Below are 25,758 nucleotides of genomic sequence, written 5' to 3'. Positions count from 1 at the left end.
CATTAAGCGCCAGGCTGGCGCTCCGGTGCGTCCAGCGTCGCGCGCCATTCCTTCAGCAGCGCCTGCCGACGACGCGGATAGCGGATATCCGTGGTGTTGAGCCCCGACATCCGGTCGGCGCGAAAATGTCTGAAATCCTGCCGCGTCTCGCACCAGGCCACCACCACCCGCACCTTGTCGAAAAAGCCGAGCGCGAATGGCCAGATCAAGCGCTCGGAGGCGGCGCCGCCGGCATCGCGGTAAAGAAAGCCGAGTTTTCTCTCGTTGCGGATCGCCTGGCGCATCAGGCCAAGGTCGATGCTTTCGACAGCATCGCCGTGCGGCCCGACCAAAAGCGCGGTCGCATCGAGGTCCTCGCGCAGATCATCCGGCAGCACAGCGGCGATCTTGGCCAGCGCGTCGGTGGCGGCGGCCGACAGCCGCTTGTCCGGTTGTCTGGCAACCCAACGCGATCCCAGAACGATGGCCTCGATCTCCTCGTCGGTGAACATCAGTGGCGGCAGCATGAAGCCGGGTTTCAGCACATAGCCCAGCCCAGCCTCGCCCTCGATCGGCGCGCCTTGCCCCTGCAGCGTGGCAATGTCGCGGTAGAGCGTTCGGATCGAAACGTCCATCTCGCCGGCAAGCGTGCGACCGCTCACCGGCCGGCGATGCCGGCGCAGGATCTGGATCAGGTCGAGCAGGCGTTCGGAACGGGACATGATTCGAGATTTGCCTGTTTCCTCAGCGAGGTCCACCACCTCAGACATTCGCACGCTCGACCATTTTGTTTGCGCAGCCGGTGACCCTATGTCAAAAGCGGCCTGCCGCCTCCGGAGACGCTCCTGCTTGAAGTCCTTTCGCGACAAACGCCGCGACAACCGTCCGCCCGCAAAGGGCAGGACCGAACAGGCGCGGCCGCTGCCGGGCACCGTACCAGTCCGACCCGAAGCCAGACAGCAACGCCACGAAACAAAACCGGACGACCGGTCTGATCCGAAGCCCGCCCCCCGTATCCTGGCGCGTCGCGAAGGCATCCTGCCCACTGAGTGCCTGCCGGTGATCCTCGAAGTGGCGGCCAATCAGGATTATGCACTGCTCGACAGCGGCGCCGGCGAGAAGCTCGAACAATACGGCCCCTACCGCATCGTGCGGCCCGAGGGACAGGCGATCTGGCAAAAGGCCTTGCCCGCCAGGGACTGGGACCGAGCCGACGCCATCTTCACCGGCGACACCGACGAGGAAGGCATCGGCCGCTGGCGGTTCCCGAAGGTACCGCTGGGCGAGACCTGGCCGATGAAGCATGACGGCATCGACTATCTCGGCCGCTTCACCTCGTTTCGCCATGTCGGCGTCTTCCCCGAGCAGGCTTCGCACTGGGACCATATGGCCAGCCTGATCGCGGCGGCCAAGCGCCCGGTCAAGGTGCTGAACCTGTTCGGCTATACCGGGCTCGCATCTCTCGTAGCCGCCCGTGCCGGCGCCGAGGTCACCCATGTCGATGCCTCCAAGAAGGCGGTCGGCTGGGCGCGCGAAAACCAGGAAATGGCCGGTCTCGGCAGCAAGCCGATCCGCTGGATCGTTGACGATGCAGTGAAATTCGCCGAGCGCGAAGAGCGCCGCGGCAGCCGCTACGACATCATCCTGTTCGACCCGCCCGCCTATGGCCGCGGCCCCAAGGGCGAGGTCTGGCAGTTGTTCGAGGACCTGCCCGGCCTGACCGATCTTTGCCGCGCGATTCTGACGCCGAAACCGCTCGCCGTGGTGCTGACCGCCTATTCCATCCGCGCCTCCTTCTTCGCCATCCATGCCTTGATGCGCGACACCTTTGCCGGCATGGGCGGCACGGTTGAATCAGGCGAACTGATCATCCGCGAGCAATCCGCCGGCCGGGCGCTGTCGACATCGCTGTTTTCGCGCTGGGTGGCCTGAATGCCCGGGAGACCTGAATGCCCGGGAGTCCCGAATGAATGAGCGGCACGCAGGTGCGCCCGGGCAGGTCAAGGAAGTCACCAGCCTTGCCAATCCGCTGATCAAGGACATCAAGGCGCTCGCCCAGAAGAAATTCCGCGACCAGCAGAACGCCTTCATGGCCGAAGGGCTGAAGCTGGTCATCGACGCCCTCGACCTCGGCTGGTCGATCAGGACGCTGGTTTTCGCCAAGGCCGGACGCGGCAATGCGGCGGTCGAAAAGGTGGCGGCGCGCACGGTTGCCGCCGGCGGCACCGTGCTGGAAGTGTCCGAAAAAGTGCTGGTCGCCATCACTCGCCGCGACAATCCGCAAATGGTGGTCGGCGTCTTCCGGCAAAAACTGCTGCCGCTAAGAGACATCCGCGCTCACGACGGCGACGTCTGGGTGGCGCTCGACCGGGTGCGCGATCCCGGCAATCTCGGCACCGTCATCCGCACCGTCGATGCCGTCGGCGCCAAGGGCGTCATCCTGGTCGGCGAGACTACCGATCCTTTTTCTGTCGAGACCGTGCGCGCCACCATGGGCTCGATCTTCGCCGTGCCGGTGACCAAGGCGACGCCGGAAGCATTTCTGGCTTGGCGAAACAGCTTCTCGGGCCTGGTGGTCGGCACCCACCTGAAGGGTGCGGTCGACTACCGCTCGGTCGATTTCTCCCGAGGACCGGTGCTCTTGATGATGGGCAATGAGCAGCAGGGCCTGCCCGACAATCTGGCGGAAAGCTGCGACCGGCTGCTGCGGATTCCGCAGGCCGGCCGCGCCGATTCACTCAATTTGGCGGTCGCCACCGGAATCATGCTGTTCGAGATTCGGCGCGGAGCGCTGAAACTTGCCCCCGAGGACGCCACATCGTGAAATCATGGTCTCCCTATGCGCTGCTGGTGGTGGTGGCAATCGCGCTCGACCAGTGGATAAAGCATCTGATCGAGACCGGCCTCGGCTTCCAGGAAAAGCTCGACATGGTGCCATTCCTGGCGCTGTTTCGCACCTACAATACCGGCATCGCCTTCTCGATGTTCTCGTCCTTCGGCGACACCGGCCTGGTCGTCATCGCGGTCGTGGTCGTTGCCTTTGTGCTTTACCTCGCAACGCGCACCCCCGCCGGCCATGTGCTGGCCCGCATCGGCTTTGCATTGATCATCGGCGGTGCGATCGGCAATCTGATCGACCGCGCCGTCTACGGCCACGTCATCGACTATATATTGTTCCACACGCCGGTATGGTCCTTCGCCGTCTTCAACCTCGCCGATGCCTTCATTTCGGTCGGCGCGGCGCTGGTCGTCTTCGACGAGTTCATAGGCTGGCGGCGCGAGGCCAAGCCGCAAGGCCCAGAAGCCTGACGGCCCGACTCTTTTGACCAATTGACCTCGCCGGACGGTCGCCGCACAGTTCGGCCAGAGCCAGCCAATGCCGACCGCCAGCCTTTGCGAAGCCGAGGAGAAGAGATGCCTGAAACCTTCAAAGCCATCCTCGTTTCGCGCGACGCCGAAAAGAAACAGTCGGTGGAGGTCGTCGATTTCGGCGAAGCCGATCTGATGGAAGGCGACGTAACCGTCGCGGTCGAGGCGACGACGGTCAACTACAAGGACGGGCTGGCCATCACTGGGAAAGCGCCAGTGATCCGCCGCTGGCCGCTGGTGCCGGGCATCGATTTCGCCGGAACCGTCCTCTCCTCATCGCATGCCGACTGGCGCAAGGGCGACAAGGTCATCCTCAATGGCTGGGGCGTCGGCGAGACGCATTTCGGCGCCTATGCCGGGCGCGCCCGCGTCAACGGCGACTGGCTGGTGCCGTTGCCCGACGGCATCAGCGCGCACGATGCGATGGCGGTCGGCACCGCCGGCTATACGGCCATGCTCAGCGTCATGGCGCTGGAGCGGCACGGCATCCTGCCGGATCGCGGCCCGGTGGTGGTGACGGGTGCAGCCGGCGGCGTTGGGTCGGTCGCGGTCTCGATCCTGTCCAGCCTTGGCTATCACGTCATCGCCTCGACCGGCCGCAACGCCGAAAGCTCCTATCTGATCGACCTCGGTGCCGCCGAAGTGATTTCGCGCGAGGAACTCTCCCAGCCGGCCAAGCCGCTGGCCAAGGAGCGCTGGGCCGGCGGCATCGATGCCGTCGGCAGCCACACGCTGGCCAATGTGCTGTCGATGACCGCCTATGGCGGCGCGGTCGCCGCCTGCGGCCTGGCGGGTGGCATGGATCTGCCGTCGAGCGTCGCCCCGTTCATCCTGCGCGGCGTCTCGCTGCTCGGCATCGATTCGGTGATGGCGCCCAAGGCCGTGCGCCTCGAAGCCTGGCGCCGCATCGGCAGCGATCTCGATCTGCAAAAGCTCGCCGGCCTGTCGACGACCATCGGCTTCGACGACATCATCGCCGCCGCCCACGACATCGTCGAGGGCAAGATCAGGGGGCGCATGGTCGTGGATATGTGAGGCCCCGAAGCCGCCAGAACGGGCGGCAAAAATGCATGACCGCTAAAATTCGAACGATCCGCCGCGCTTTTCCATAATCTCTATCTGGCAAGGATTTCCGCATGATCGCGGAGTCCGCCAGGAAAGAGAAGAGCCACGCCGAAAGCATCGACGGGCCGAACCCGGCGACGCCCAAGCGGCAGCATGTTGCTGCGCCGCCGCTGGCGCCGGATTTTCCGCGCGCCACGCACGAGGGCCTGCTGTTCCTGACGGTCGTCGCCAGCGTCGTGCTGGCGGGCCTGTCTCACCTCACCGGCGCGCCGATCTTCATCACGTTCGGTCTGCTGGCGACCGGCCTTGCCGGCGTCGCCATGCACCTGCGCAACCGCCGCACCGTCCACCGCGCGACGGCCTTGCTCGACGAAACCGCCGCCCGCAGCCGCGCCGAGATCGAGACGCTGGCCGACCGCATGTGGGAGATGCAGGAGAGCGAGGAGCGTTTTCGCGGGCTGATCGATGCGCTCGGCGATCTCGTCGTCCACCGCGACCGCGACGGCCACATCGTCTATGCGAACATGGTTTTCGCCGGCCTCGTCGGAACCGATCAGCGCGACCTTGCCGGCAGGACTCTGGCCGACCTCGGCATCGATGTCGGTATCGTTCCCGACGCCGCCTTTTCCGATCATGAATGCCTGAGTTCCACCGACGTCTCCATACGTACCCCGAACGGTCCGCGCTGGTTCTCGTGGATCGAACTGTCGGTGCGCGACAAGGATAGCGGCGCCGTCTCGCACCGGGCGATTGCCCGTGACATCACCGCCCGCAAGCGCGCCGAATCCTCGTTGATCACCGCGCGTGAGCGCGCCGAATATGCCAGCCAGGCCAAGTCGCGCTTCCTCGCCACCGTCAGCCATGAGATCCGCACGCCGATGAACGGCATCATGGGCATGGCCAAGCTTCTGGCTGACACCAATCTGTCGCCCGAGCAGCGCACCTATGTCGGCGCTGTCTCGACCTCGGCCAGCGCCCTTTTGGCGCTCATCGAGGATTTGCTCGACTATTCCAAGATCGAGGCCGGCCGTTTCGACCCGGAGCCGCAGCCGACATCGCTGCGCGAAATCGCCGACAACATCATCGAACTGATGGCGGCGAAAGCCTTCGCCAAGAACATCGGCCTCGGCTGTCATGTCGAGCCCGACGTGCCACAGATGATCATGGCCGATCCGGGAAGAGTCAGGCAGGTGCTGCTCAACCTGATCGGCAATGCGATCAAGTTCACCGACACCGGCGGCGTGCTGGTTTCGGTTGCACGGGCCCGCACCGAGACCAGCGACCGCATCTGCTTCACCGTCGCCGACACCGGCCCTGGCCTGCGCGAAGAGGATATGGAGCGCATCTTCGAGGAGTTCGAACAGTCCGACGGCACCTCGACCCGCACCCATGGGGGCGCCGGCCTCGGTCTGGCCATATCGAGGCGCCTGGTCGCCGCCATGGGCGGTGCCATTTCGGTGTCGAGCCGGCTTGGCGAGGGATCGGAATTCGTCTTCGAGATCCCGGCTGCAGGAGCAACCGAAGCACCGCAGAACCGGCAGAACATCCTGGCCGGCCGGCGCGCCGTGATCGTGTCGAAGAACGCCGTCGAGGCCGACGCCATCGCCCGCACCATCCGCGCCCATGGCGGCGCCGTCGAGGTCGCCGCAACCGCTTCCCAGGCGACGCCCTTCGCCGAACATTGCGATGTGCTGTTGATCGACGCGGCCCTGGAGGACGGCGACGGCAGACTGCTCAAGCGCCTGCGCCAGAGTGGCTTTGCCGATTGCGAGGCGATCACGCTGATCGCGCCGACCGACCGCGGCATGCTTGGCGAATTCCGCACCAACGGCTACGCCACCTTCCTGGCGAGGCCGGTGCGCGGCGAAACCCTGCTGCGCATGCTGCTGACCAGTCATGCCTCTGCCTTGCCGCCGCCCAAGCCGGAAAAGACCGGCGCGTCCTCGCTTCGTGCCCATGGCGGGCGCCAGCAAGGTTTGTCGGTGCTGATCGCCGAAGACAACGACATCAACGCCATGCTTGCCCGCGCCACGCTTTTGAAGGCGGGACATCGCGTGAAAGTGGTCGGCAATGGCAAGGCCGCGGTCGAGGCGGTGACCGAAGCCGGGCTGAAAAATCGCTTCGATGTGGTGCTGATGGATTTGCACATGCCGGTCATGGACGGGCTGGACGCGATCGCCGCCATCCGCCGCCACGAGGAGGAAATGGCTGTGCCGCCGGTTCCGATCATGGTGCTTTCGGCCGACAGCCAGGAAAAGACCCGCCACACCGTGCTCGCCCATGGCGCCAGCGGCTTTGTCACCAAGCCGCTCGATCCCGACGCGCTGGTCCATGCCGTCGAGGGCCAGGTGGCCGCCTGAATTCATGTCGCTCAAAAGTGGCCCCGGTTTTGAGAAGACGACATGCACAAAACAAAGACTTGAAGCGCGTCGCGTGAATCGTCCCAGCGCGACGCGCTTCAAGGCGACGCTGGCGCAATCCTCTCGTCACGTAGGTAGCCGAATGAGGGTTTTCGCCAGCCGACGAAGTATTGCCCGTCGCGCCGTATCACGGTACTGTCACAATCCTGTTGCACCTACACCGTATCCCCGTGCCAAGAGGGATGGCTCGAAGGAGAATCACTCGTGCATACAGTTATGCCGGAATGTGACACTCGGCCCAGCGCAGGCGGCGCTTTGCTCGCCGCGCGGAACGCCGATGCCGTCGCAACAGGCGCACCGCTGGGCCGTATCGGCAATCTCGAAGTGCGGCTTGCCCGCAATGAGGCCGAGATCGCCGCCGCGCAGGAAGTGCGCTACCGGGTGTTTTATGACGAGCTTGGCGCCAGGAAGGACCTGTTCCAGGCGCAGGACCGGCGCGACGCCGACCGCTTCGACCCGCTGTGCGACCATCTGCTGGTGCTTGACACCTCGATCTCCGGCCCCGAGCATCGCCGCATCGTCGGCACTTACCGCCTGCTGCGGCAAGAGATTGCGGCGACCGCCGGCGGCTTCTATTCCGAAGGCGAGTTCGAACTGACCAAGCTGATCGCCCGCCATCCCGGCCAGCGCTTCCTTGAGCTCGGCCGCTCCTGCGTGCTGCCGGAATACCGCTCGAAGCGCACCATCGAGGCGCTGTGGCAAGGCATCTGGGCCTACATCAACCACTATGAGATCGGCGTGATGACCGGTTGTGCCTCGTTCCCTGGCACGGTGCCGGCTGCACATGCCGAGGCGCTCACCTACCTTGCCCATCACTGCCGGACCAACTCCGCCTGGGATGTGCGGGCGGTCTCCGGGCGCTATTGCTCGATGGACCTGATGCCGATCGAGGCGGTCAACGCCAAGGCGGCGATTGCGGCCATGCCGCCGTTGGTCAAGGGCTATCTGCGCGTCGGCGCCCGCATCGGCGACGGCTGCGTCATCGACCGTGAGTTCTCCACCGTCGATGTGTTCGTGGTGATGCCGGTCAAGGAAATCGGCGCCCGCTACGTCAACTATTATGGCGGGGAAGCGCAGCGCTTTGCGGCGTGAGGCAGTAGGCAGTAGGCAGTAGTGAAGGCTGCCGCGAATTGCTGACTACCGACTATTCCCTATTCCCTATTCCCTATTCCCTAATCCCTCTCCCTACGGAATATCCTCCGGTCGCCGTCCCGGGCGGCTCTTGTAGGACGGAAAGGTCCAGCCGAATTTCAGCGCGCCGCCGCGCACCAGGAAAGCCGCGACGAAGCCGGCGACATCCGAGGCGAGCGGCGGCAGGCCGGCAAGATCGCCAAGTGTGTAGAGGCCGGCGCCCGCGAGTGCGGCGGTGACGTAGATTTCGGGCCTGAGCAGCACCGATGGCTCGCCGGCCAGCAGATCGCGCAGGATGCCGCCAAATGTGGCGGTCAACACGCCCATAACAACGGAGACGACCGGCGAGCCGGTGATGGCCAGCCCCTTGGCCGCGCCCATTACGGAAAAGGCCGCCAATCCGATGGCGTCGAGCCAGAGCAGCCATTTCCAGCGGGATTCGACGCGGTGGGCGATGAAGAAGACCAGCACCGCAACCGCCGCGCAAACCAGCACATAGCCGGAGTTGGCGACCCAAAAGACGGGCAGGTTGAGGATGACGTCGCGAAGCGTGCCGCCGCCAATGCCGGTGACGCTGGCCAGAAACAGGAAGCCGATAATGTCGAGCTGCTTGCGCGAAGCCGCCAACGCCCCGGTCGCGGCAAAGACGGCGACGCCAGCATAGTCGAGGAGGTCGATGGGTGTCAGGGACATGAGGTAGTAGGGATTGGGAATTAGGGAAAGTATGAATAACACGAAGCCGCGCGATTGATACGCCTGCCCCTATTCCCTATTCCCTATTCCCTATTCCCTACTGCCTACCCTACTCACGCATCCTTCTCGGCCTGCTCGTTCACCGGCCCCGGCTCGACCGGCGCTTCGGTGGCCGCGATCTTGGGGCCGCCCTTGGCGACCCCGACCATGGCCGGCCGCAGCACGCGCTCGCCGATCGAATAGCCCGGCTGCACGACCTGGACGACGGTGTTGGCCGGCACATCGGGATTGGGCACTTCGAACATCGCCTGGTGGAAATTCGGGTCGAACTTCTCACCTTCCGGTTCGAGCTTCTTCACCCCATGCCGTTCCAGCGTCGACAGCATGGCGCGCTCGGTGATCTCGACGCCGTCGATCAGCGCCTTGAAGCCGGCATCTCCGGCCGCTTTCGCCTCGGCGGGGATAGCATCGAGCGCGCGGCGCAGATTGTCCGACACCGACAGCATGTCGCGGGCGAAATTGGCCACCGCATAGGCGCGCGCATCATGCACGTCGCGGGCGGTGCGGCGGCGCAGATTCTCCATCTCGGCTGCGACGCGCAGCGCGCGGTCCTTCAGCTCCTCGTTTTCCTTCAGCAACCGCACCAGCGCTTCATAGTCGCCGTCGATGCCGCCTTGCGTGCGCTCGGCCTCGGCCGTTTCGATATCCTCGGGCGCGCGTTCGTCTTTTGTCTGGTCGCTCATCGCCATTTCCCGTCATTCGAATGGTTTGGATTTGCGCCCGATATCGAGGTTTGGCGGCCAAAAATCAAGGGGCAAGCCCAGGAGGACGCCCCACAGCAGGCAATGTTGCGGGCAGCCCGTCGGACTTGGTGCGGGGCGCAAGGACGTTCAAAATTAATTCAAACTTTACCGTAACGGCAGCCTTTGCTTGCCAATACCCCGCTATGGGGAACCATTCAAAGCTTGGAGGAGTTTTGAAACCGACACAGGATTTGAGACAATGGACCGCAATACTGGCAACAGAAGCGAAGAGCTCGCCGCCGACATCAGGCGCCAGTTCGGCACCGAGGCGACGACGCGCTTCTTGCGCACCTTGCCGGCCTTCCGCACCGAGGCCGATATTCCCGCCCGTTTCCGGGACCTGCTCGACCGGCTGGACGGCATAGAAGGCAGCATGGCCGGCGGCCAACGCCGTCAATAGCGATGCTATCGCGCGACAATTACGCGCAGTAATTTTGCGTGAGCTTTTCCTTGCGGCAGCGGGACGCCCCGCCTATGCTTCCTGATGAACATGATTTCCCCCGAGACGGCCGCCAACAGCAAGCGCGCCTGGTTGAAGATCCTGGCGCGCTACAAGAAGCCCGACCGGCGACGCAGCACTCTTGAACTCGCCATCACCCTTATTCCTTTCGTTACGCTGTGGGCGCTGTCTTCGGCAGCCTATTCCTATGGCCACTGGTGGGGCTTGATCCTGATCCTTCCCGCCGCCGGTTTTCTGGTGCGGATCTTCATGATCCAGCACGATTGCGGCCACGGCTCCTTCTTCGCCAACCGCACTGCCGACGACTGGATCGGCCGCGCGCTCGGCGTGCTGACGCTGACCCCTTACGATTGCTGGCGGCGCGCGCACGCCACCCATCACGCCAGCGCCGGCAATCTTGACGAGCGCGGCATGGGCGACATCAGGACGTTGACGGTTGCTGAATACCGGCAGCTGTCTTGGCGGGGACGCCTTGCCTATCGTCTCTACCGCCATCCCCTGGTGATGTTCGGCCTTGGCCCGATCTGGCTGTTCATCTTCGAGCAGAGGCTGCCCGTCGGCATGATGCGCGGCGGCCTGACGCCCTGGGTGTCGTCGATGACCACCAATCTCGGCATCGCGGTCGCGGCAGCGCTGCTTATCTGGCTGGTCGGCCCCGGCGCTTTCCTGATCGTCCATTTGCCGATCGTGATCCTGGCCGGATCGGCCGGAATCTGGCTGTTCTACGTCCAGCACCAGTTCGAGGAGACGGAATGGGCGAAGGACGAAGAGTGGGAATTCCAGCGTGCCGCCCTGCACGGCTCGTCCTATTACGATTTGCCGCCGGTGCTGAACTGGTTCACCGGCAATATCGGCGTCCATCACGTGCACCATCTCTCCGCCAAGGTGCCGGGCTACCGGCTGCAGGAAGTGCTGCGCGACTATCCGGAACTGCGCGGCATCGGCCGCGTCACGCTTCTCGACAGCCTGCGCTGCGTCAAGCTGGCGCTATGGGACGAGAATCGCCGCAAGCTGGTCTCGTTTCGCGAAGCGCGGGCTTTGGCCTGAAAGCATTCCAGCAAAGTGAAGCGGTTTTCCCGGGAAGGCCGCGCAGCGCTTTCCCTCGGGATCGCATAAAACAAAAATAAACCGCCGCACCAAAGGCGCGGCTGCATCTCCCAGAAGATCTGCTCAGGTGGCCTTGCGCTCCTCGCGCATCAGGACCTTGCAGCCCTGATCACGTCAGCCGCCTTTTCGGCGATCATGATGGTCGCTGCATTGGTGTTGCCGCCGATCAGCGCGGCTTCCTGCCTGGCGGATACTTCCGTCCGGACAGCCAAGAGATCACAGTCTTTGTAAAGACAGGCGAAATTACCGCTGCGTCAGCTGTTGCGAACGCGCCGCCAGGAGTATTTCGGCCCCTTCGGCTCCGACGCTTCGGTCGGCTGATAGTAAAGGCCCAGCCCTCCTGTGCGGCCTTCTTCGAGGCGCTTCAGCAGAACCGGGTTGGATATTTCGAACTCGTCGAAGCCGAGGCGCAGCATATGCGGCAGCTGGTCGACGAGCACCTGGCCAGTGGCGCGGACCGCGCCCTCGAAATGGTAGCGGCTGCGCAGCAATTCGCCCTTGGAAAACGAGCGGCCGTCGCTGAAGGCCGGGAAGGCCAGCGCCACCAGCGACAGCTGGTCGAGCAGATCCACAATCTTTTCCAGCTGGTCGCCGGGCTGCAGCGCGACGCCAAGCCGCTCCTTGGCCGAGCGCCGCACTTCGGCATCGAGGCCGAGAAATGCCTGCAACGGCAGGATGAAGCGGCCATTGCCCGCCAGTGCATCCGCACTTTCGGCATGTGTCCACTCGTCCTCGCGAAAACCCGTCCGGGTCCAGAGGCGGGTCTCCGCTGTCGTCGGTTCAGTCATCGAAAATTCCTAAAAGCCCCAAAATCGAAGTCCGCGAAAGCCGGTCCACACGAAACCGGCGGCCTCCGGGCGGAAGCCGCCGTTGCAGGCCAACCTCACCTGAATATCACCATAGCTTAAAGGGATGCGTCGGTCAGCGACACTTCCAGTCCCGACAGATGGATGCCGCACTCGGTCTTGGCATGACCGGCCCAGCGTCCGCTGCGCGCATCTTCGCCCGGCTGCACCGGCTGCGTGCATGGGAAGCAGCCGATCGACAGATAGCCGTACGCAACCAGCGGATTTTCGCGCAGCGCATGCGCGCGCATGTAGTCGGCCTGATCGGATGTCGTCCAGTGCGCCAGCGGATTGATGCGTACGCGCGGGCCGACCGCCTCGAACACCGGCAGCGCGGCTCGCGTCGCCGCCTGGAAGCGCTTGCGGCCGGTCAGCCAGGCCCGGAAGGGGGCGACGCCGCGCGCCAGCGGCTCGACCTTGCGCACGTCGCAGCAGGCATCGGTGTTGCTCTGGTGCAGATTGCCGGTCGGATCGACCCGTTCGAGCGCCGCGTCTTCGGGCTTGATCACCCTGATGTTGGTCAGCCCGAAATCGGCGACCAGCGCATCGCGATAGCCCAGCGTCTCCTCGAAATGCTTGCCGGTGTCCAGGAAGATGACCGGCAGCGTGCGGTCGACCTTGGCGATCATATGCAGCAGGACGGCGGAATCCGCGCCGAAGGACGACACGGCGGCGATCTCGTCATGAAACAATTCGCTCGCCGCGCGTTCGATGATGTCGAGCGGGCTCAGATGTCCATACAGCGCGTCGAAGCCCGCCGCTTTGGCGGCGATGCTGTCGTCGACGTCGAGGATGCGGTCAAGCGGCCTTGGTTTCGCCAGCATAGAGCGCCTCCTTGAACGGCGCGGGACCGACACGGCGGTAGGCGTCGATAAAACGTTCACTGGGACCGAGCCGAAGGCCGAGATAGGTGTCGACGATCTGCTCGATGGCGTCGGTGATCTCTTCCGAAGAGAAGCCGCGGCCGATGATTTCGCCAACCGAGGTGTTCTCGTCGGCCGATCCGCCAAGCGTCACCTGGTAGAGTTCGTAGCCCTTCTTCTCGACGCCGAGGATACCGATATGGCCGACATGGTGGTGGCCGCAGGCATTGATGCAGCCGGAAATCTTCAGCTTCAATTCGCCGATCTCGCGCTGCCGCTCCAGCGAGGCGAAGCGAAGCGAAATCTCCTGCGCGATCGGGATCGAGCGCGCCGTCGCCAGCGCGCAATAGTCGAGGCCAGGGCACGCGATAATATCGCTGATCAGGTTGGAATTGGCCGTCGCCAGACCAATATCGACCAGCGCATCATAGACAGCCTTGAGATCGGCGCGCGCCACATGCGGCAGGATCAGGTTCTGCTCATGGCTGACGCGCAGTTCGTCGAACGCGTATTTCTCGGCGATGTCGGCGACCGCTTCCATCTGGCTGTCGGTGGCATCGCCCGGCACCTCGCCGATGCCTTTCAGCGAGATCGTCACCGCGGCATAGTCAGGATGGCGATGCGTCACGACATTCTGGTCGAGCCAATCCGAGAAGCTTTTGGAATCGAGCCGCGCCAGCTTGATCGCCGCGTCGCCTTCCGGCCGGGCGGTCAGTGCCGGCGGCGCGAAATAGGCGTCGATGGCACGGATGTCGGCTTCCGGCAGCTTCAGCTCGGCGTCCTTCAGCTCCTGCCATTCGGCCTCGACCTGGCGGGTGATTTCCTCGACGCCGGTCTCGTGGACGAGGATCTTGATGCGCGCCTTGTACTTGTTGTCGCGGCGGCCATAGAGGTTGTACACGCGCAGGATCGCCGTGCAGTAGGACAGCAGGTCGGCTTCCGGCAGGAAGTCGCGGATCTTGCGCGCCACCATCGGCGTGCGGCCCTGGCCGCCACCGACATAGACGGCAAAGCCGAGCTCGCCGGCGGCGTTCTTCTTCAGATGCAGACCGATATCATGCGTCTGGATGGCGGCGCGGTCGCGCTCGGCCCCGGTCACCGCGATCTTGAACTTGCGCGGCAGGAACGAGAATTCCGGATGCACAGACGACCATTGCCGCAGGATCTCGGCATAGGGGCGCGGATCAGCGACCTCGTCGGCGGCGGCGCCGGCAAAGTGATCGGCGGTGACGTTGCGGATGCAATTGCCGCTGGTCTGGATGGCATGCATCTCGACGCTGGCGAGATCGGCCAGGATCGCCGGAATGTCGGACAGCGCCGGCCAGTTGAACTGGATGTTCTGGCGCGTGGTGAAGTGGCCGTAGCCCTTGTCGTATTTGCGCGCGATGTGGCCGAGCATGCGCAGTTGCGCGCTGTTCAGCGTGCCATAGGGCACCGCGATGCGCAGCATGTAGGCGTGCAGCTGCAGGTAGACGCCGTTCATCAGCCGCAGCGGCCGGAACTGATCCTCGGTGATCTCGCCGGACAGCCGGCGTTCGACCTGGTCGCTGAACTCGGCGACGCGGGCCTGGACAAAATCGTGGTCGAACTCATCGTAGCGGTACATGTTTCGTCTTTCAGGGCGCGTCCGCCCGTATTTTGTTACGCTGCCCGCGCAGCCTGCTTGCCCAGATCTTCCCGGATGGTCGGGCCGGCGGCGCGGATCTTTTCGCGCAGCCGCATCGGCACGACGATGCCATTGACGACTTCAGCGTCGATCAGATTGACGTCGACAACCTGATTGTTGGCGTTGGCCTTGGCGCCGATTGCTTCCAGCCTGTCCTCTGCCGCTTGGTCATGGGCAAGGTCGGCATGGTCGACCGTCTCGGCCCAGCCACCATCGGCGTACCAGACGGCGATGCCGTCGGAGAGGCGGTTTGCGGTCAGTATCTTCATGGCTCGACCTCTGCGTCGGCCGCGTTGGCGGCGCCCTCATAGTTATGTGCCGCGAGCGGCTCGGAACGTTCAAAGTTGGCGCCGGCAACCGCGTCGCCGATGATGGTCATCACCGGACCGGCCAGATCGGCGCGCGCTTCCAGCGACGGCAAATCGGCCAGCGTGCCGTGGAAACGGCGGCGGTTCTGCAAGCTGGCATTCTCGACCACGGCAACCGCCGTGTCCGGCGACAGGCCGGCCTCGATCAGTCGTCCGGCGACTTCGGCGGCGACCGAGCGGCCCATATAGACGGCGACGGTGGCGCCGGAAATGGCGAGCTTGGCCCAATCCGGCAGCGAATTGCCCTTCAGATCATGGCCGGTGGTGAACACCATCGACGAGGAGACGCCGCGCAGCGTCAGCGGCAGCTCGAAGTCGGCGGCGGCGGCAAAGGCGGCGGTGACGCCGGGGACGACATCATAGGCGATGCCGGCATCGCGCAGTGCGGCCATCTCCTCGCCGGCGCGGCCGAACACGAGCGGGTCGCCCGACTTCAGCCGCACGACGCGCTTGCCCTGCCTGCCGAGATCGACCAGCAGCGCATTGATCTCGGCCTGGCTCTTGGTGTGGCATCCCTTGCGCTTTCCGACCGGCAGCCGCTCGGCGTCGCGGCGGCCCATGGCGACGATCGCCTCCGGCACCAGCGCGTCATAGACGATGACGTCGGCTTCCATCAAAAGCCGATGCGCGCGCAGCGTCAGAAGATCCTCAGCACCTGGCCCGGCGCCAACCAACGCGATATGGCCCGAAGCCGGAGCCTTCGACAGCAACAGATCGGCGGCGGCGTCATGCGCCTGCGAAAGCTCGCCGGCTTCGACGGCGCGCGCCGGTGCACCCTGGAAAAAACTGCTCCAGAACTGGCGGCGGGCGTTGCCTTTCGGCAGCAGCTTTTCGGCGGCACCCCGGAACGAGGCGGCAAGCGCTGCCAGCGGCCCGAGCGACGGCGACAGCATGCGGTCGATGCGGCTGCGCAGCATCTGCGCCAGCACCGGACCCGCGCCTTCCGTGCCGATGGCGATGGCGACCGGGGCGCGGTTGACCAGCGCCGGGGTGAAGAAATCGCATAGCTCCGGCCGGTCGACGGCATTGACCGGAATGCCAAGGCGGCGCGCATCGTGGGCGACGCGGCGGTCGAGCGTCTCGTCGCCGCTGGCGGCAAACACCAGGACCGCGCCTTCGAGATGCGCGGCGTCGTAGGGGGCGTCGATACGGATGGCGCCGGTCGTGGCGATGAAGCTCAGCAATTCGGCGTCGGCAACATCGGCAATGATGCGAAGCACAGCACTCGACTGATCAAGTAGCCGCGCCTTGGCCAACGCTTCGCCTCCGCCGCCGACGATGGCCACGGCTTCGCCTTCGACCCGCATGAAGACCGGGAACGCGGTGAGCTTGGGATTGGTGTGCGGCATGACGAACAGATTCCGGAACAATTCGGCAGTTTTAGGCGCGGACGCGAAAAAGCTGAAGGAACCCACTCGCGCATCCCCTGACGGGAGGCAATCGGTTTTCCGCAAGCCAAAGGGCCAAGAGAAAAATATTCCACATCCGCATATCAGGCGGATTCAAGCTGCTGCCGCAGGCCTTGTTCTGCGGCTCTTTTATCCGGCAGGCGGCCAAGCTGCAAAATTGTTTTTTCTAAATTCTACTAATTTAGTAGATTAAAGCCGTCACCTCGGACATTGCTCCGATGGACGTTAGATCGGGCTGGATATGGCTGCGTGCGATCTCGGCGAACGAAGTGGAACGTTCCCGCTTCGCCACGCGTTCTGCCCCTGCCGTAACAGACAATCGTCGGCTGGATTTGAACCTTCAAGCAGGAGCCCGCAAATGAGCAAGATCAACCTGAAACATGGCCTTCTGGTCATGGTGGCCGATGGCGAGAAAGCGCTGTTCCTGAAGAACGAGGGCGACAATCTCTATCCGCACCTGCAGCTCTTCCAGGAGATGAACCAGGACAATCCGGCAACGCGCGAACAAGGCAGCGACAGTCCCGGCCGCTACAATGACGGCCCCTCCGTGCATCGCAGCGCGGTTGAGGAAACCGACTGGCACCGGCAGGGCAAGGAACGCTTTGCCGAAGAGATCGCGGACCGGCTCTACAAGCTCGCCCATCACGGCATCTTCGACGACATCGTGCTGGTCGCGCCGCCGCTGGTGCTCGGCACCATGCGCAAGAAATTGCACAAGGAAGTCACCGACAAGGTGCAGGCGGAGATCCCAAAGACACTGACCAACCGCCCGCTGATCGACATCGAGGCCATGCTGCAGCAGGCAGCCTGACGCTATCTCATAGATCATTCGCGCGCGCAGCGTTTTCGCTGCGCGCGCCTTTCGTTTTTCGGCGCCTCTGGCCACCAATTTACGTCTCGCGGGTTGCGTCGCCCGCACCCCCTCCACCATATTGCAAAGGCGGCGGCTGCGGGCGGCGCACACCCGACATTTCCCGAAAGGCGCTCCATAGACAATGCCGCATGACACGCCCCTTATCGCCACCATCGTCGCCGGTCTGGGGCTGGCATTCATCTTCGGGGCGCTCGCCAACCGTTTTCGCATCCCGCCGCTGGTCGGCTATCTCGTCGCCGGCGTGCTGGTTGGACCGAACACGCCGGGTTTCGTCGCCGATGCCGGTCTTGCCAATGAGCTGGCCGAAATCGGCGTCATCCTGCTCATGTTCGGCGTCGGCCTGCATTTCTCGCTGAAGGATCTTCTCTCCGTCCGCGCCATCGCCGTACCCGGCGCCATCGTCCAGATCGGCTTTGCCACCGCGCTGGGCGCCGGCCTTGCCTGGATGCTCGGCTGGTCGATGGGCGCAGGCCTCGTCTTCGGCCTAGCGCTTTCCGTCGCGTCCACAGTGGTGCTGTTGCGCGCGTTGCAGGAGCGACGGCTGATCGAGACCGAGCGCGGCCGCATCGCCGTCGGCTGGCTGATCGTCGAGGACCTCGCCATGGTGCTGGCGCTGGTGCTTTTGCCGGCGTTGGCCGGCGTGCTCGGCGGCCAGCCGCAGGTCGATGACCATGCGAGCCTTTTGTCGCTGCCGGCCAGCTTCGGCATCTGGGGCGTCGTCGGCCTCACGCTGGCCAAGGTCGTCGCCTTCGTCATCGTCATGCTGGTGGTTGGCCGCCGCGTCATTCCGTGGATCCTGCATTACGTCGCCCATACCGGCTCGCGCGAACTGTTCCGGCTGGCGGTGCTGGCGATCGCGCTCGGCGTCGCCTTCGGCGCCGCCAAACTGTTCGGCGTCTCGCTGGCGCTCGGTGCCTTCTTCGCCGGCATGATCATGAGCGAATCCGAGCTCAGCCACCGCGCGGCGGAGGAATCACTGCCGCTGCGCGACGCCTTCTCGGTGCTGTTCTTCGTCTCAGTCGGCATGCTGTTCGATCCGTTCAGCCTGATGAGCAATGGCTGGCCGATCCTGGCGACGCTGGCCATCATCGTCATCGGCAAGTCGCTGGCCGCCTTCGTCATCGTCATCGCCTTCCGCTATCCGCTGGGAACCGCCTTGATGATCTCGGCCAGCCTCGCGCAGATCGGCGAATTCTCCTTCATCCTGGCGGAGCTCGGCGTCGGGCTGAAGCTGTTGCCGCAACAGGGACGCGACCTGATCCTGGCAGGCGCCATCCTGTCGATCCTGGCCAATCCGCTGATGTTCCTCGCCCTCGACTGGATGAAGCCATGGCTGGACGCGCGCGCCGCCAAGGCAGCACCACCGGAAGAGGCCAAGCCGGTCGGCCCGGCGACGCAGCCCGGACAAGTGGCCTCGGTGGCCGCCGCGGCAAAAGAGGATGGCCCACCGCCACGCACAACGCTTTCGGGCCACACCATCCTGATCGGCTACGGCCGCGTCGGCAGCCTGGTCGGCGCGGCGCTGAAACAGGCATCGCTGTCCTTCCTGGTCATCGAGGACGCCGACAAGACGCTGGCGAGGCTGAGAGACGACGGCGTCGAAATCGTCTCCGGCAACGCGGCCAATGCAGGTGTATTCGCCGCCGCCAATCCGCAGGGCGCCAGGCGATTGATCCTTGCCATCCCCAACGCGTTCGAGGCCGGGCAGATCGTGCTCAGGGCACGCGCCGCGAATCCCGGCATCAACGTCATAGCGAGGGCCCATTCCGATGCCGAGGTCGAGCATCTCAAAGGCCTCGGCGCCGACACCGTCATCATGGGCGAACGCGAGATCGCCCGCGGCATCGTGCAAGAAGTGCTGGAGCAAAAGCCGATGCCGCGCCCCGAAGCCATTGAGCCCTCCCCGGCCTGAGGCTTGCCACAGGCGCATCGATCATCCAACGAAGGCGGAGCCGCCATTGTGCGCGACGCTGGCGAGATACTTTGCCGGCGGCTTGCCAAGCGCCTTCTTGAACATGGTGATGAAGGCGGTGACGGAGGCGTAGCCGAGATCGCCCGAAACCTGCTGGACACTCGCACCGGAGGCCAGCTCCCTTATGGCGACGATCAGATGCAATTGCTGGCGCCAGCGGCCGAAGCTCAGGCCGGTTTCCTTCACCACCAGACGGGCAAGACTGCTTTCACTCAGCGCGACGCGATTGGCCCACTCGGCAAGCGTGCTGCGGTCGGCCGGGTCTTGCGCCAGCGCCTCGGCGATCCGCCGCAAGCGCGGCTCGGCGGAGATCGGCAGATGCAATAGCTGAACCGGCATGCGCGGCAGTTCGGAGAGCAGGATCGTGGTCAGCAGCACGTCCCTCGCCTCATCCTCCTCCACGCGATCGGCCAGCTCGATGATCAGTTCGCGCAACAATGGCGAGATCGACAGCGTGCAGCAGCGGTCCGGCAGATCGGCGGCTCCCGGCTCGATATAGACGAAGAAAATCCGCGCATTGGCGGTGGCGATATTGCTGTGTCCCATGCCACCGGGAATCCACACCCCGCAATGCGGCGGCACCATCCACAGACCGCTGGGCACGCGGCAGGTGACGCCACCGCCGAGCGCGAAGACGAGCTGGCCCTTCCGATGCCAATGGGTCGCCACTTCCGCTTTGGTTTCGGTGACATCGACGCGAACCGCAATTGCAGGAGCGATCACATCATCGACGTCGAAATTGGCCCAGGGGTAGCGGAGAGGCTGTCTCATGATTGACGGCTTTTAGCGACTATTCGCCATGATAGCTAAATTCTTTGATCCGGGAAGTCGATAGGCTCTGGTTCGTGGCTGGCATTTCACAAACCGGCAGGAAGGCTTCCCATGCGCGCCCTCGTCATCTCTCCCGACAGCCCCACCGGACTGACGTTTGCCGAGGCCAACGAACCTCAACCCCTCGCCAACGAAGCGCTTGTCTGCGTCCACGCAACCTCGTTGAACCGCGGCGAACTGCGCCTGCTCACCATACGCCCAAAAGGCTGGATACCTGGCCAGGACGTGGTTGGAGTAATCAAGCGGGCGGCAGCCGATGGCTCCGGGCCTGCCGTCGGCGCCCGGGTTGTGGCTTTGGTGGACGAGGCCGGCTGGGCCGAACGGGTCGCCGTTCCGACCGACCGTCTCGCAGTCATCCCGGACGAGGTCAGCTTCGGGTCCGCCGCCACGCTTCCGGTCGCGGGCACGACGGCGCTCAGGGTCTTGCGCCATGGCGGCGACCTCGCGGGACAGCAGGTGTTGATCACCGGCGCCAGCGGCGCGGTCGGCGGTTTCCAGATCCAGATCGCCCGCGAGCAAGGCGCCGCGGTGACTGCAATCGCCGCCGCCCGGCACGCCGAGGATCTCCGCGGTCTTGGTGCTCACGAAGTCGTCGAGTCGATCGAACTGGCCGAAGGGCCATTCTCTCTGATCACCGAGTCGGTCGGCGGCCAAAGCCTCGCCCATGCCATCGAACGCGTCGCCCCCGGCGGCACCATCGTCATGTTCGGTTCGAGCAGCGGCGAACTCACGCCGGTTGGTTTCAGACAATTCGTTCCAGGCCATGAGGGAGCGAGGCTTCAGACTTTCGCCTACTACACATCCGGTCCAGCCATTGGCGCGGACATCGCCTCGCTGCTCGCTCTGGTCGCGGCTGGCCGGCTGGAAACCCGCGTGTCCATGACCGTGCCGTGGACAGACATCGCCCAGGCTCTGGACGCCCTGCGACAGCGCAGCTTCAGCGGCAAGGCTGTTCTCACCATCGCCGAATGAGCAGTCTGTCAGCGCTCAGACGTGCTGGCCGCCATTGATGTGGATTTCCGAGCCCGTCACATAGGACGCCTGCTGCGAGCACAGGAAGAAGATGATGTCGGCGACTTCCGAGGTGGCGCCAAGGCGCCTGAGTGGGATCGTCTCGACGATCTTGTCGGTGCCAGGCGACAGGATCGCGGTGTCGATCTCGCCCGGCGCAATCGCATTGACGCGGATGCCGTGCGGGCCGAAATCATGCGCCATCTCGCGCGTCAGCGAGCCGAGTGCCGCCTTCGAGGTCGCATAGGCGGTGCCGGCGAAAGGATGCACGCGCGTGCCGGCGATCGAGGTGACGTTGACGATCGAACCTTTTGCTGCCGCAAGCTCCTTGAAGAGACCACGCGCGAGCATGATCGGCGCGAAGAAATTTACCTGGAACACATCGCGCCAGACATGCATCGGCGTGTCGATCGAATCCATGCGGCTGTTGCCGTCCTTGAGCTTCGGCGAAATGCCGGCATTGTTGACCAGCGCGTGTAATTGCCCGCCATGCGCTTCCAGCCGGTGACGGATCTCCGAGACGGCGATGCCGACATCCTCCTGGTCGGCGAGATCGACCTTGATGTGGTCCTCCGGGCCGGCCGGCCACGGGCAATCCTCGGCAAAAGCCTGGCGCGAACAGGTGATGACCCGCCAGCCCTCACGCGAAAAGCGCTTGACCGTGGCATGGCCGATGCCGCGGCTGGCTCCGGTCAGCACGATGGTTTTTCTGATGTCGGTCTCAGCCATGTCTGTCACTCCGGCCGGAGATGTAGCCGAATGCCGCGAAGGTGGCGAGAGGCCGAATTGTCACCGCAGCTCTCATATGAGGAACGGATTGCCAGCTCGCATTTGATTCGAAGCTAGAATGACGAGCCGCTCAGCCGCCGCCGAGAATATCCAGGATTGAGGTTTTCCGCTTCTTGGTCGGGCCGCCGACGCTGCCCGGCGGTACCGGATGCTTGATCGAGGCCGTGGTGCCGCCGTCGCCCGGCATGTCGAAACCGTCGGCATCGACGGTTTCGGCCGGACGGCGGACCGGTGCTTGTGCGGGTACAGCAGCAGGTGCCGGCGCGGCAGCAGGCTCAGAACGGCTGACGGCCACGGCAGGCAACGGCGCTGCCTGATTGTTATCGACTGACGGAATATCGTCGGGCACGATGGTATCTGGAGGCGTCGATTTCCAGGTCCCGGGCAGCGGCCTGACCGGCACGCCTTCATGCGCCGCCACCATGAATTCGTGCCAGGCCTGTGCCGGCAACGCGCCACCGGTGACCTTCTTCATCGGCGTGCCGTCATCATTGCCGAACCATACGCCGGTGGTGAGGTTTGCGGTGTAACCGACGAACCAGGCGTCGCGCGAATTCTGGCTGGTTCCGGTCTTGCCGGCAGACGGCCAGGCGAAGGCCGCCTTCTTCGCCGTGCCGATCTCGACCGTGCCAGTCATCATCGAGTTCATCATGCCGACAATGTTCTGCTTGACGACGCGCGGCGCGCTGCCGCCATTGTCGTCATAGAGCACCTTCCCTTCGGTCGTGGTGATGCGGCGGATGAAATGGATGTCGGGCTTGTAGCCGCCATTGGCGAACGGCACATAGGCCGATGTCAGCTCCAGTGGCGTCACTTCCGAAGTGCCGAGCGCGATCGAGGTGTTGGCGATCAGATCGGACTGGATGCCCATGCGGTGCGCCGCCTCGACCACCGCGTCGGGGCCGACCTCCATGGTCAGCTGGGCCGCGACAGAATTCAGCGATTTCGCCAGCGCGGTCGCCAGCGTCACCTTGCCGAAATATTTGCCGCCATAATTGTCGGGCGTCCACTTGCCGATCCTGATCGGTGCGTCGTTGCGCACGCTGTCGGGCGTGCGGCCGGCTTCCAGCGCGGCCATATAGACGAACGGCTTGAACGCCGAGCCCGGTTGACGGCGTGCTTCGGAAGCACGGTCGAACTGGCTGGTCGAATAGTCGTAGCCGCCGACCATGGCGCGCACGGCGCCGGAATTGTCGATCGACACCAGCGCGCCCTGGCTGACATTGAGCTTCTTGCCGCTCTCATCGATCAGCCGGCGGATCGACTGTTCAGCGAGCTTCTGCAGGTTGAGGTCGACGGTGGTGTCGACGACGATGTCGCTGCGCACGTCGCCGATCAGGTCGGGCAGCTCTTCCATGATGGTGTCGGCGACGTAGTTTTCCGAACCGGTCCAATAGGACGGCGCGCGCGTTGCCGGCGCGCTCATCGCCGAGGCCAGTTCCTTGGCGCTGATCTTGCCTTCGTCGCGCATGGCGGCCAGCACCAGCTGCGAGCGCTCCTCCGCCGCCTTCGGATCCCGCGCCGGCGACAGCCGCGACGGCGCCTTCAAGAGGCCGGCGAGAAGGGCCGCCTCCGAAAGTGTGACATCGCGCGCGCTCTTGCCGAAATAGCGGCGCGAGGCCGCCTCGACGCCATAGGCGCCCGAGCCGAAATAGACCCGGTTGAGGTACATTTCGAGGATCTGGTCCTTGGTATGCTTGTGCTCCAGCCACAGCGCCAGCAGTACCTCCTGCACCTTGCGCTCCAGCGTGCGGTCGGGCTTCAGGAACAGGTTCTTGGCCAGCTGCTGGGTCAGCGTCGAGCCGCCCTGCGAGAAACGGCGGCCCAGAACGTTGGTCACCATGGCGCGCGACAGGCCGATCGGGTCGATGCCGAAATGCGAATAGAAGCGGCGGTCCTCGATGGCGATGACGGCTTCGGGAATGTAAGGCGACATTTCGTGCAGGCCGACCGCCTCGCCGCCGCTCATGCCGCGGTTGGCAAGCAGTTGCCCGTCGACCGAGACGATCTTGATGTTGGGGGCACGGTCGGGGATCGACCAGGTGGTCGCCGCCGGCATCTTGGCGCCGTAATAGACGACGATGCCGGCCACCGCGATGCCGCCCCAGATGCAGAGCACGAAGCACCAGTAGAACATCCGGGCCATGACGCCGAACAGCCCGCGCCGGGCTTTGCCGCGCCGGCCGCGCGAGGATGATTTTGCTCTGGAGGTTTTGCGCGCCGTGGAGGATTTGCGATTGCCCGGCACGACGCGATCCTCCTCGTTCACCGAGAAACCGGCCGCGGATTTCGCCTTTGGCGATCCCTCGAAGCTGGGTTCGATGCGACTGTCTCTGCGGTTCGCCATGCGTTGCGCTGTCTTCCCGGTGTCAATGGCGCTCGGGTTGGAGGGTAGATGCGGCGGTTTAAGGGCGCGTTAAAGCAGGGTTTATGCACCCTTCTGAAATTCCTTAAGAATTTCTAAAATCCGCTGCCGCCAACTGGGTCCGAAAGCCGCATCCTCGCGGCCTGTCTGCCGCAAAAGGCAGAGGCCCTGGCTACCCCGAATATTTCAATTCTGCTGGATCGAAATGCCCTTGTCGTCGATCTTCAGTTCGACGCCCTTGGGCTTGGTCTGTTCGTGATAGACATATGCACCGAGCGCGATGACCACGACAACGAGCGCGCCGACAAGGAGATAGAGAGTGTTCTGTTTCACGGCGCGCTCCTTTGGCAGCAATTCCAGGAAAGCACAGGCTTTCTCCTGAGGAATTGCGTTGAATGAAAACTTAGAGCGTCAAGCTCGCTTCAGAACCTTGACCAGCACCAGCAGGATGACGGCGCCGATCGTGGCGTTGATGATGGCAGCCAGAATGCCGCCGCCGATAGCGAAGCCGAGCCTTGGAAATAGCCAGCCGGCGATCAGGGCGCCGATAATGCCGACGATGATGTTGCCGATGAGGCCGAAGCCGAAGCCCGAGACGATGAGGCCGGCGAGCCAGCCGGCAATGGCGCCGATTATGATGAAGATGAGAAGGCTTTCGATGCCCATGACGCGTTCCTCCAGGAAGAGAGGCTACGGAGCGGAAGGCCCCGAATCGGCCTCGATATCAACGACTTCAGGCTATGCGAAAGCAGTTGCACCCGCCAGCGGCGCTCATTGATCGTCGTCATCGTCGCTGGAGACTGGCCGCCAGCTGGTCGGGTCGACCTTTTTCTGGGTATCGCTGTCGGTGTAGACCCACCAGGCGCCGTCGCGATATTGCCCGACGGATTCGCTGACGACGCCGGCGCCGTCCTTCCACAGAACAGTGACCTTGGATCCATCCGTCGGGGCGGTCGCTATCGGTTTGCGGTCTGCCACGTCATCCCCCTCATTGAGTCGACAGAACGCCACGACGCGTGTCTGGTTGCAAGGCTGCCGGAAGCGTTATCCGAAGGCCATCAGCTGTGGGCAAAAATATCCTCTTCGTCCCAACCCATCAAATCGAGCTTGGCACGCGTCGGCAGGAAGCGGAAGCAGGCGTCGGCTTCCTTGGTGCGCCCGTCCCGCGCCAGGCGTCCAGCCAGCACCTCGCGCAGACGGTGCAGATAGAGAACGTCGGAAGCGGCATATTCGAGCTGTTCGGGCGACAGGGTCTCGGCCGCCCAGTCCGACGATTGCTGCGCCTTCGACAGGCCGACGCCAAGCAGTTCGAAGCAGATGTCCTTCAAGCCGTGCCGGTCGGTATAGGTGCGGGTCAGCCGCGAGGCGATCTTGGTGCAGAACACCGGCTCCGGCATGACGCCGAAGGCGTTGTAGAGCACGGCGAGGTCGAAACGGCCGTAGTGGAACAGTTTCGATATGCCGCGGTTGCGGAGCAGGCTGACGAGGTTCGGCGCTTTCTTCTGGCCGGGCGCGATCTGGATCACGTCGGCCGAGCCATCGCCGGGCGAAATCTGCACCACGCACAGCCGGTCGCGGTGCGGGTTCAAGCCCAGCGTCTCGGTGTCGATGGCCACCGCGTCGACATTGTAGTGGGCGAGGTCGGGCAGATCGTTCTTGTGGAAGCGGATGTCGGCCATGGTTTTCTCCGGATCGCAGCGTAACCCGTCCTCGCCGCGATCCGCTGAAAAATCAACAA

At 64.3% G+C, this 25,758-nt stretch carries 28 protein-coding genes; 12 read left to right on the top strand and 16 right to left on the bottom strand.

The window, feature by feature from the left end:
- Nucleotides 1-2 precede the first annotated feature (2 nt).
- Nucleotides 3-701, bottom strand: a complete 699-nt coding sequence (locus ACYG9R_RS15770; protein WP_023824628.1) for a helix-turn-helix transcriptional regulator — start codon at nucleotides 699-701, stop codon at nucleotides 3-5.
- Between the two features lie 127 nt (nucleotides 702-828).
- Between ACYG9R_RS15770 and ACYG9R_RS15765 the strand changes: the two genes are divergently transcribed.
- The 6 genes from ACYG9R_RS15765 (at nucleotide 829) to olsB (ending at nucleotide 7,925) form a co-directional block, all read left to right on the top strand.
- Nucleotides 829-1,911 (top strand): class I SAM-dependent rRNA methyltransferase, encoded by a 1,083-nt coding sequence (locus tag ACYG9R_RS15765; RefSeq protein WP_023824629.1) that lies wholly within the window; start codon nucleotides 829-831, stop codon nucleotides 1,909-1,911.
- A 34-nt stretch (nucleotides 1,912-1,945) separates the two neighbouring features.
- Nucleotides 1,946-2,803 carry a TrmH family RNA methyltransferase gene (locus ACYG9R_RS15760; RefSeq protein WP_023683061.1) on the top strand — a complete coding sequence of 286 codons (858 nt, stop codon included), beginning with the start codon at nucleotides 1,946-1,948 and terminating at the stop codon, nucleotides 2,801-2,803.
- Entirely contained in the window at nucleotides 2,800-3,288 is a 489-nt protein-coding gene (lspA, locus tag ACYG9R_RS15755; protein ID WP_023712332.1) for a signal peptidase II, read from the top strand. The genes ACYG9R_RS15760 and lspA overlap by 4 nt, the downstream gene beginning before the upstream one ends.
- Nucleotides 3,289-3,393: 105 nt before the next feature.
- Entirely contained in the window at nucleotides 3,394-4,383 is a 990-nt protein-coding gene (gene acuI / locus ACYG9R_RS15750) for an acrylyl-CoA reductase (NADPH) (RefSeq protein WP_023740833.1), read from the top strand.
- A 101-nt stretch (nucleotides 4,384-4,484) separates the two neighbouring features.
- Nucleotides 4,485-6,773, top strand: coding sequence for a response regulator (locus tag ACYG9R_RS15745; protein ID WP_023824630.1), 2,289 nt, complete (start codon nucleotides 4,485-4,487; stop codon nucleotides 6,771-6,773).
- A 276-nt stretch (nucleotides 6,774-7,049) separates the two neighbouring features.
- Complete coding sequence (gene olsB / locus ACYG9R_RS15740) at nucleotides 7,050-7,925, top strand: l-ornithine N(alpha)-acyltransferase (RefSeq protein ID WP_023683057.1); 876 nt, start codon at nucleotides 7,050-7,052, stop codon at nucleotides 7,923-7,925.
- Nucleotides 7,926-8,018: 93 nt separating this feature from the next.
- Here the strand turns inward: olsB and ACYG9R_RS15735 are convergent, their stop codons facing one another.
- Both ACYG9R_RS15735 and grpE read right to left on the bottom strand, forming a co-directional pair.
- Complete coding sequence (locus ACYG9R_RS15735; RefSeq protein WP_023744087.1) at nucleotides 8,019-8,651, bottom strand: trimeric intracellular cation channel family protein; 633 nt, start codon at nucleotides 8,649-8,651, stop codon at nucleotides 8,019-8,021.
- Between the two features lie 119 nt (nucleotides 8,652-8,770).
- Nucleotides 8,771-9,400 carry a nucleotide exchange factor GrpE gene (gene grpE, locus ACYG9R_RS15730; protein WP_023691975.1) on the bottom strand — a complete coding sequence of 210 codons (630 nt, stop codon included), beginning with the start codon at nucleotides 9,398-9,400 and terminating at the stop codon, nucleotides 8,771-8,773.
- 259 nt (nucleotides 9,401-9,659) lie between these two features.
- Between grpE and ACYG9R_RS15725 the strand changes: the two genes are divergently transcribed.
- Both ACYG9R_RS15725 and ACYG9R_RS15720 read left to right on the top strand, forming a co-directional pair.
- Nucleotides 9,660-9,860, top strand: a complete 201-nt coding sequence (locus tag ACYG9R_RS15725) for a hypothetical protein (RefSeq protein ID WP_023824631.1) — start codon at nucleotides 9,660-9,662, stop codon at nucleotides 9,858-9,860.
- An 84-nt stretch (nucleotides 9,861-9,944) separates the two neighbouring features.
- Nucleotides 9,945-10,967, top strand: coding sequence for a fatty acid desaturase (locus tag ACYG9R_RS15720; protein ID WP_023669767.1), 1,023 nt, complete (start codon nucleotides 9,945-9,947; stop codon nucleotides 10,965-10,967).
- A 149-nt stretch (nucleotides 10,968-11,116) separates the two neighbouring features.
- Here the strand turns inward: ACYG9R_RS15720 and ACYG9R_RS15715 are convergent, their stop codons facing one another.
- The 6 genes from ACYG9R_RS15715 to cysG all read right to left on the bottom strand — a co-directional run bounded on the left by ACYG9R_RS15715 (nucleotide 11,117) and on the right by cysG (nucleotide 16,118).
- The gene (locus ACYG9R_RS15715; protein WP_023683053.1) at nucleotides 11,117-11,239 is read right to left on the bottom strand and encodes a hypothetical protein; all 123 of its coding nucleotides are present in this window, start codon (nucleotides 11,237-11,239) and stop codon (nucleotides 11,117-11,119) included.
- 42 nt (nucleotides 11,240-11,281) lie between these two features.
- Nucleotides 11,282-11,815, bottom strand: coding sequence for a DUF934 domain-containing protein (locus tag ACYG9R_RS15710; RefSeq protein WP_023686582.1), 534 nt, complete (start codon nucleotides 11,813-11,815; stop codon nucleotides 11,282-11,284).
- A gap of 116 nt (nucleotides 11,816-11,931) precedes the next feature.
- Nucleotides 11,932-12,696, bottom strand: a complete 765-nt coding sequence (locus ACYG9R_RS15705) for a phosphoadenylyl-sulfate reductase (RefSeq protein WP_023691979.1) — start codon at nucleotides 12,694-12,696, stop codon at nucleotides 11,932-11,934.
- Nucleotides 12,671-14,341: a nitrite/sulfite reductase gene (locus ACYG9R_RS15700; RefSeq protein WP_023824632.1), complete on the bottom strand. Its 1,671-nt coding sequence runs from the start codon at nucleotides 14,339-14,341 to the stop codon at nucleotides 12,671-12,673. Before ACYG9R_RS15700 ends, ACYG9R_RS15705 begins: the two co-directional genes overlap by 26 nt.
- Nucleotides 14,342-14,376: 35 nt before the next feature.
- On the bottom strand, nucleotides 14,377-14,670 hold the full coding sequence (locus tag ACYG9R_RS15695; protein WP_023686584.1) for a DUF2849 domain-containing protein: 294 nt from the start codon (nucleotides 14,668-14,670) through the stop codon (nucleotides 14,377-14,379).
- A complete protein-coding gene (gene cysG, locus ACYG9R_RS15690; protein WP_023686585.1) occupies nucleotides 14,667-16,118 on the bottom strand; it encodes a siroheme synthase CysG in 1,452 nt (483 codons plus the stop codon). Before cysG ends, ACYG9R_RS15695 begins: the two co-directional genes overlap by 4 nt.
- Between cysG and ACYG9R_RS15685 the strand changes: the two genes are divergently transcribed.
- The 3 genes from ACYG9R_RS15685 (at nucleotide 16,117) to ACYG9R_RS15675 (ending at nucleotide 18,964) form a co-directional block, all read left to right on the top strand.
- Nucleotides 16,117-16,371 (top strand): hypothetical protein, encoded by a 255-nt coding sequence (locus ACYG9R_RS15685; protein ID WP_155923307.1) that lies wholly within the window; start codon nucleotides 16,117-16,119, stop codon nucleotides 16,369-16,371. The genes cysG and ACYG9R_RS15685 overlap by 2 nt on opposite strands.
- Before the next feature lie 165 nt (nucleotides 16,372-16,536).
- On the top strand, nucleotides 16,537-16,989 hold the full coding sequence (locus ACYG9R_RS15680; protein WP_023686586.1) for a baeRF12 domain-containing protein: 453 nt from the start codon (nucleotides 16,537-16,539) through the stop codon (nucleotides 16,987-16,989).
- A gap of 184 nt (nucleotides 16,990-17,173) precedes the next feature.
- Nucleotides 17,174-18,964, top strand: coding sequence for a cation:proton antiporter domain-containing protein (locus ACYG9R_RS15675; RefSeq protein WP_023686587.1), 1,791 nt, complete (start codon nucleotides 17,174-17,176; stop codon nucleotides 18,962-18,964).
- A 21-nt stretch (nucleotides 18,965-18,985) separates the two neighbouring features.
- Here ACYG9R_RS15675 and ACYG9R_RS15670 read toward each other — a convergent pair whose 3' ends face one another.
- A complete protein-coding gene (locus tag ACYG9R_RS15670) occupies nucleotides 18,986-19,795 on the bottom strand; it encodes an AraC family transcriptional regulator (RefSeq protein ID WP_023686588.1) in 810 nt (269 codons plus the stop codon).
- Between the two features lie 111 nt (nucleotides 19,796-19,906).
- Between ACYG9R_RS15670 and ACYG9R_RS15665 the strand changes: the two genes are divergently transcribed.
- Nucleotides 19,907-20,827 (top strand): zinc-binding dehydrogenase, encoded by a 921-nt coding sequence (locus ACYG9R_RS15665; protein ID WP_023686589.1) that lies wholly within the window; start codon nucleotides 19,907-19,909, stop codon nucleotides 20,825-20,827.
- A 15-nt stretch (nucleotides 20,828-20,842) separates the two neighbouring features.
- On the opposite strand, the gene ACYG9R_RS15660 is transcribed toward ACYG9R_RS15665, so the two are convergent.
- The 6 genes from ACYG9R_RS15660 to ACYG9R_RS15635 form a co-directional block, all read right to left on the bottom strand.
- Nucleotides 20,843-21,595, bottom strand: coding sequence for an SDR family NAD(P)-dependent oxidoreductase (locus ACYG9R_RS15660; protein WP_023686590.1), 753 nt, complete (start codon nucleotides 21,593-21,595; stop codon nucleotides 20,843-20,845).
- A 130-nt stretch (nucleotides 21,596-21,725) separates the two neighbouring features.
- Complete coding sequence (locus tag ACYG9R_RS15655) at nucleotides 21,726-24,002, bottom strand: transglycosylase domain-containing protein (RefSeq protein WP_023824633.1); 2,277 nt, start codon at nucleotides 24,000-24,002, stop codon at nucleotides 21,726-21,728.
- Between the two features lie 204 nt (nucleotides 24,003-24,206).
- A complete protein-coding gene (locus ACYG9R_RS15650; protein WP_023686592.1) occupies nucleotides 24,207-24,353 on the bottom strand; it encodes a hypothetical protein in 147 nt (48 codons plus the stop codon).
- Between the two features lie 78 nt (nucleotides 24,354-24,431).
- Nucleotides 24,432-24,686: a GlsB/YeaQ/YmgE family stress response membrane protein gene (locus ACYG9R_RS15645; protein WP_023704219.1), complete on the bottom strand. Its 255-nt coding sequence runs from the start codon at nucleotides 24,684-24,686 to the stop codon at nucleotides 24,432-24,434.
- A 105-nt stretch (nucleotides 24,687-24,791) separates the two neighbouring features.
- On the bottom strand, nucleotides 24,792-24,998 hold the full coding sequence (locus tag ACYG9R_RS15640) for a hypothetical protein (RefSeq protein ID WP_023683046.1): 207 nt from the start codon (nucleotides 24,996-24,998) through the stop codon (nucleotides 24,792-24,794).
- An 80-nt stretch (nucleotides 24,999-25,078) separates the two neighbouring features.
- Complete coding sequence (locus ACYG9R_RS15635; RefSeq protein WP_031199652.1) at nucleotides 25,079-25,699, bottom strand: ribonuclease D; 621 nt, start codon at nucleotides 25,697-25,699, stop codon at nucleotides 25,079-25,081.
- Between the last annotated feature and the right edge of the window lie 59 nt (nucleotides 25,700-25,758).

Source organism: Mesorhizobium sp. RSR565B, from assembly GCF_054719465.1.
The sequence above is the reverse complement of the archived record's forward strand: the minus strand, read 5'-3'. Positions and strand labels throughout refer to the sequence as shown.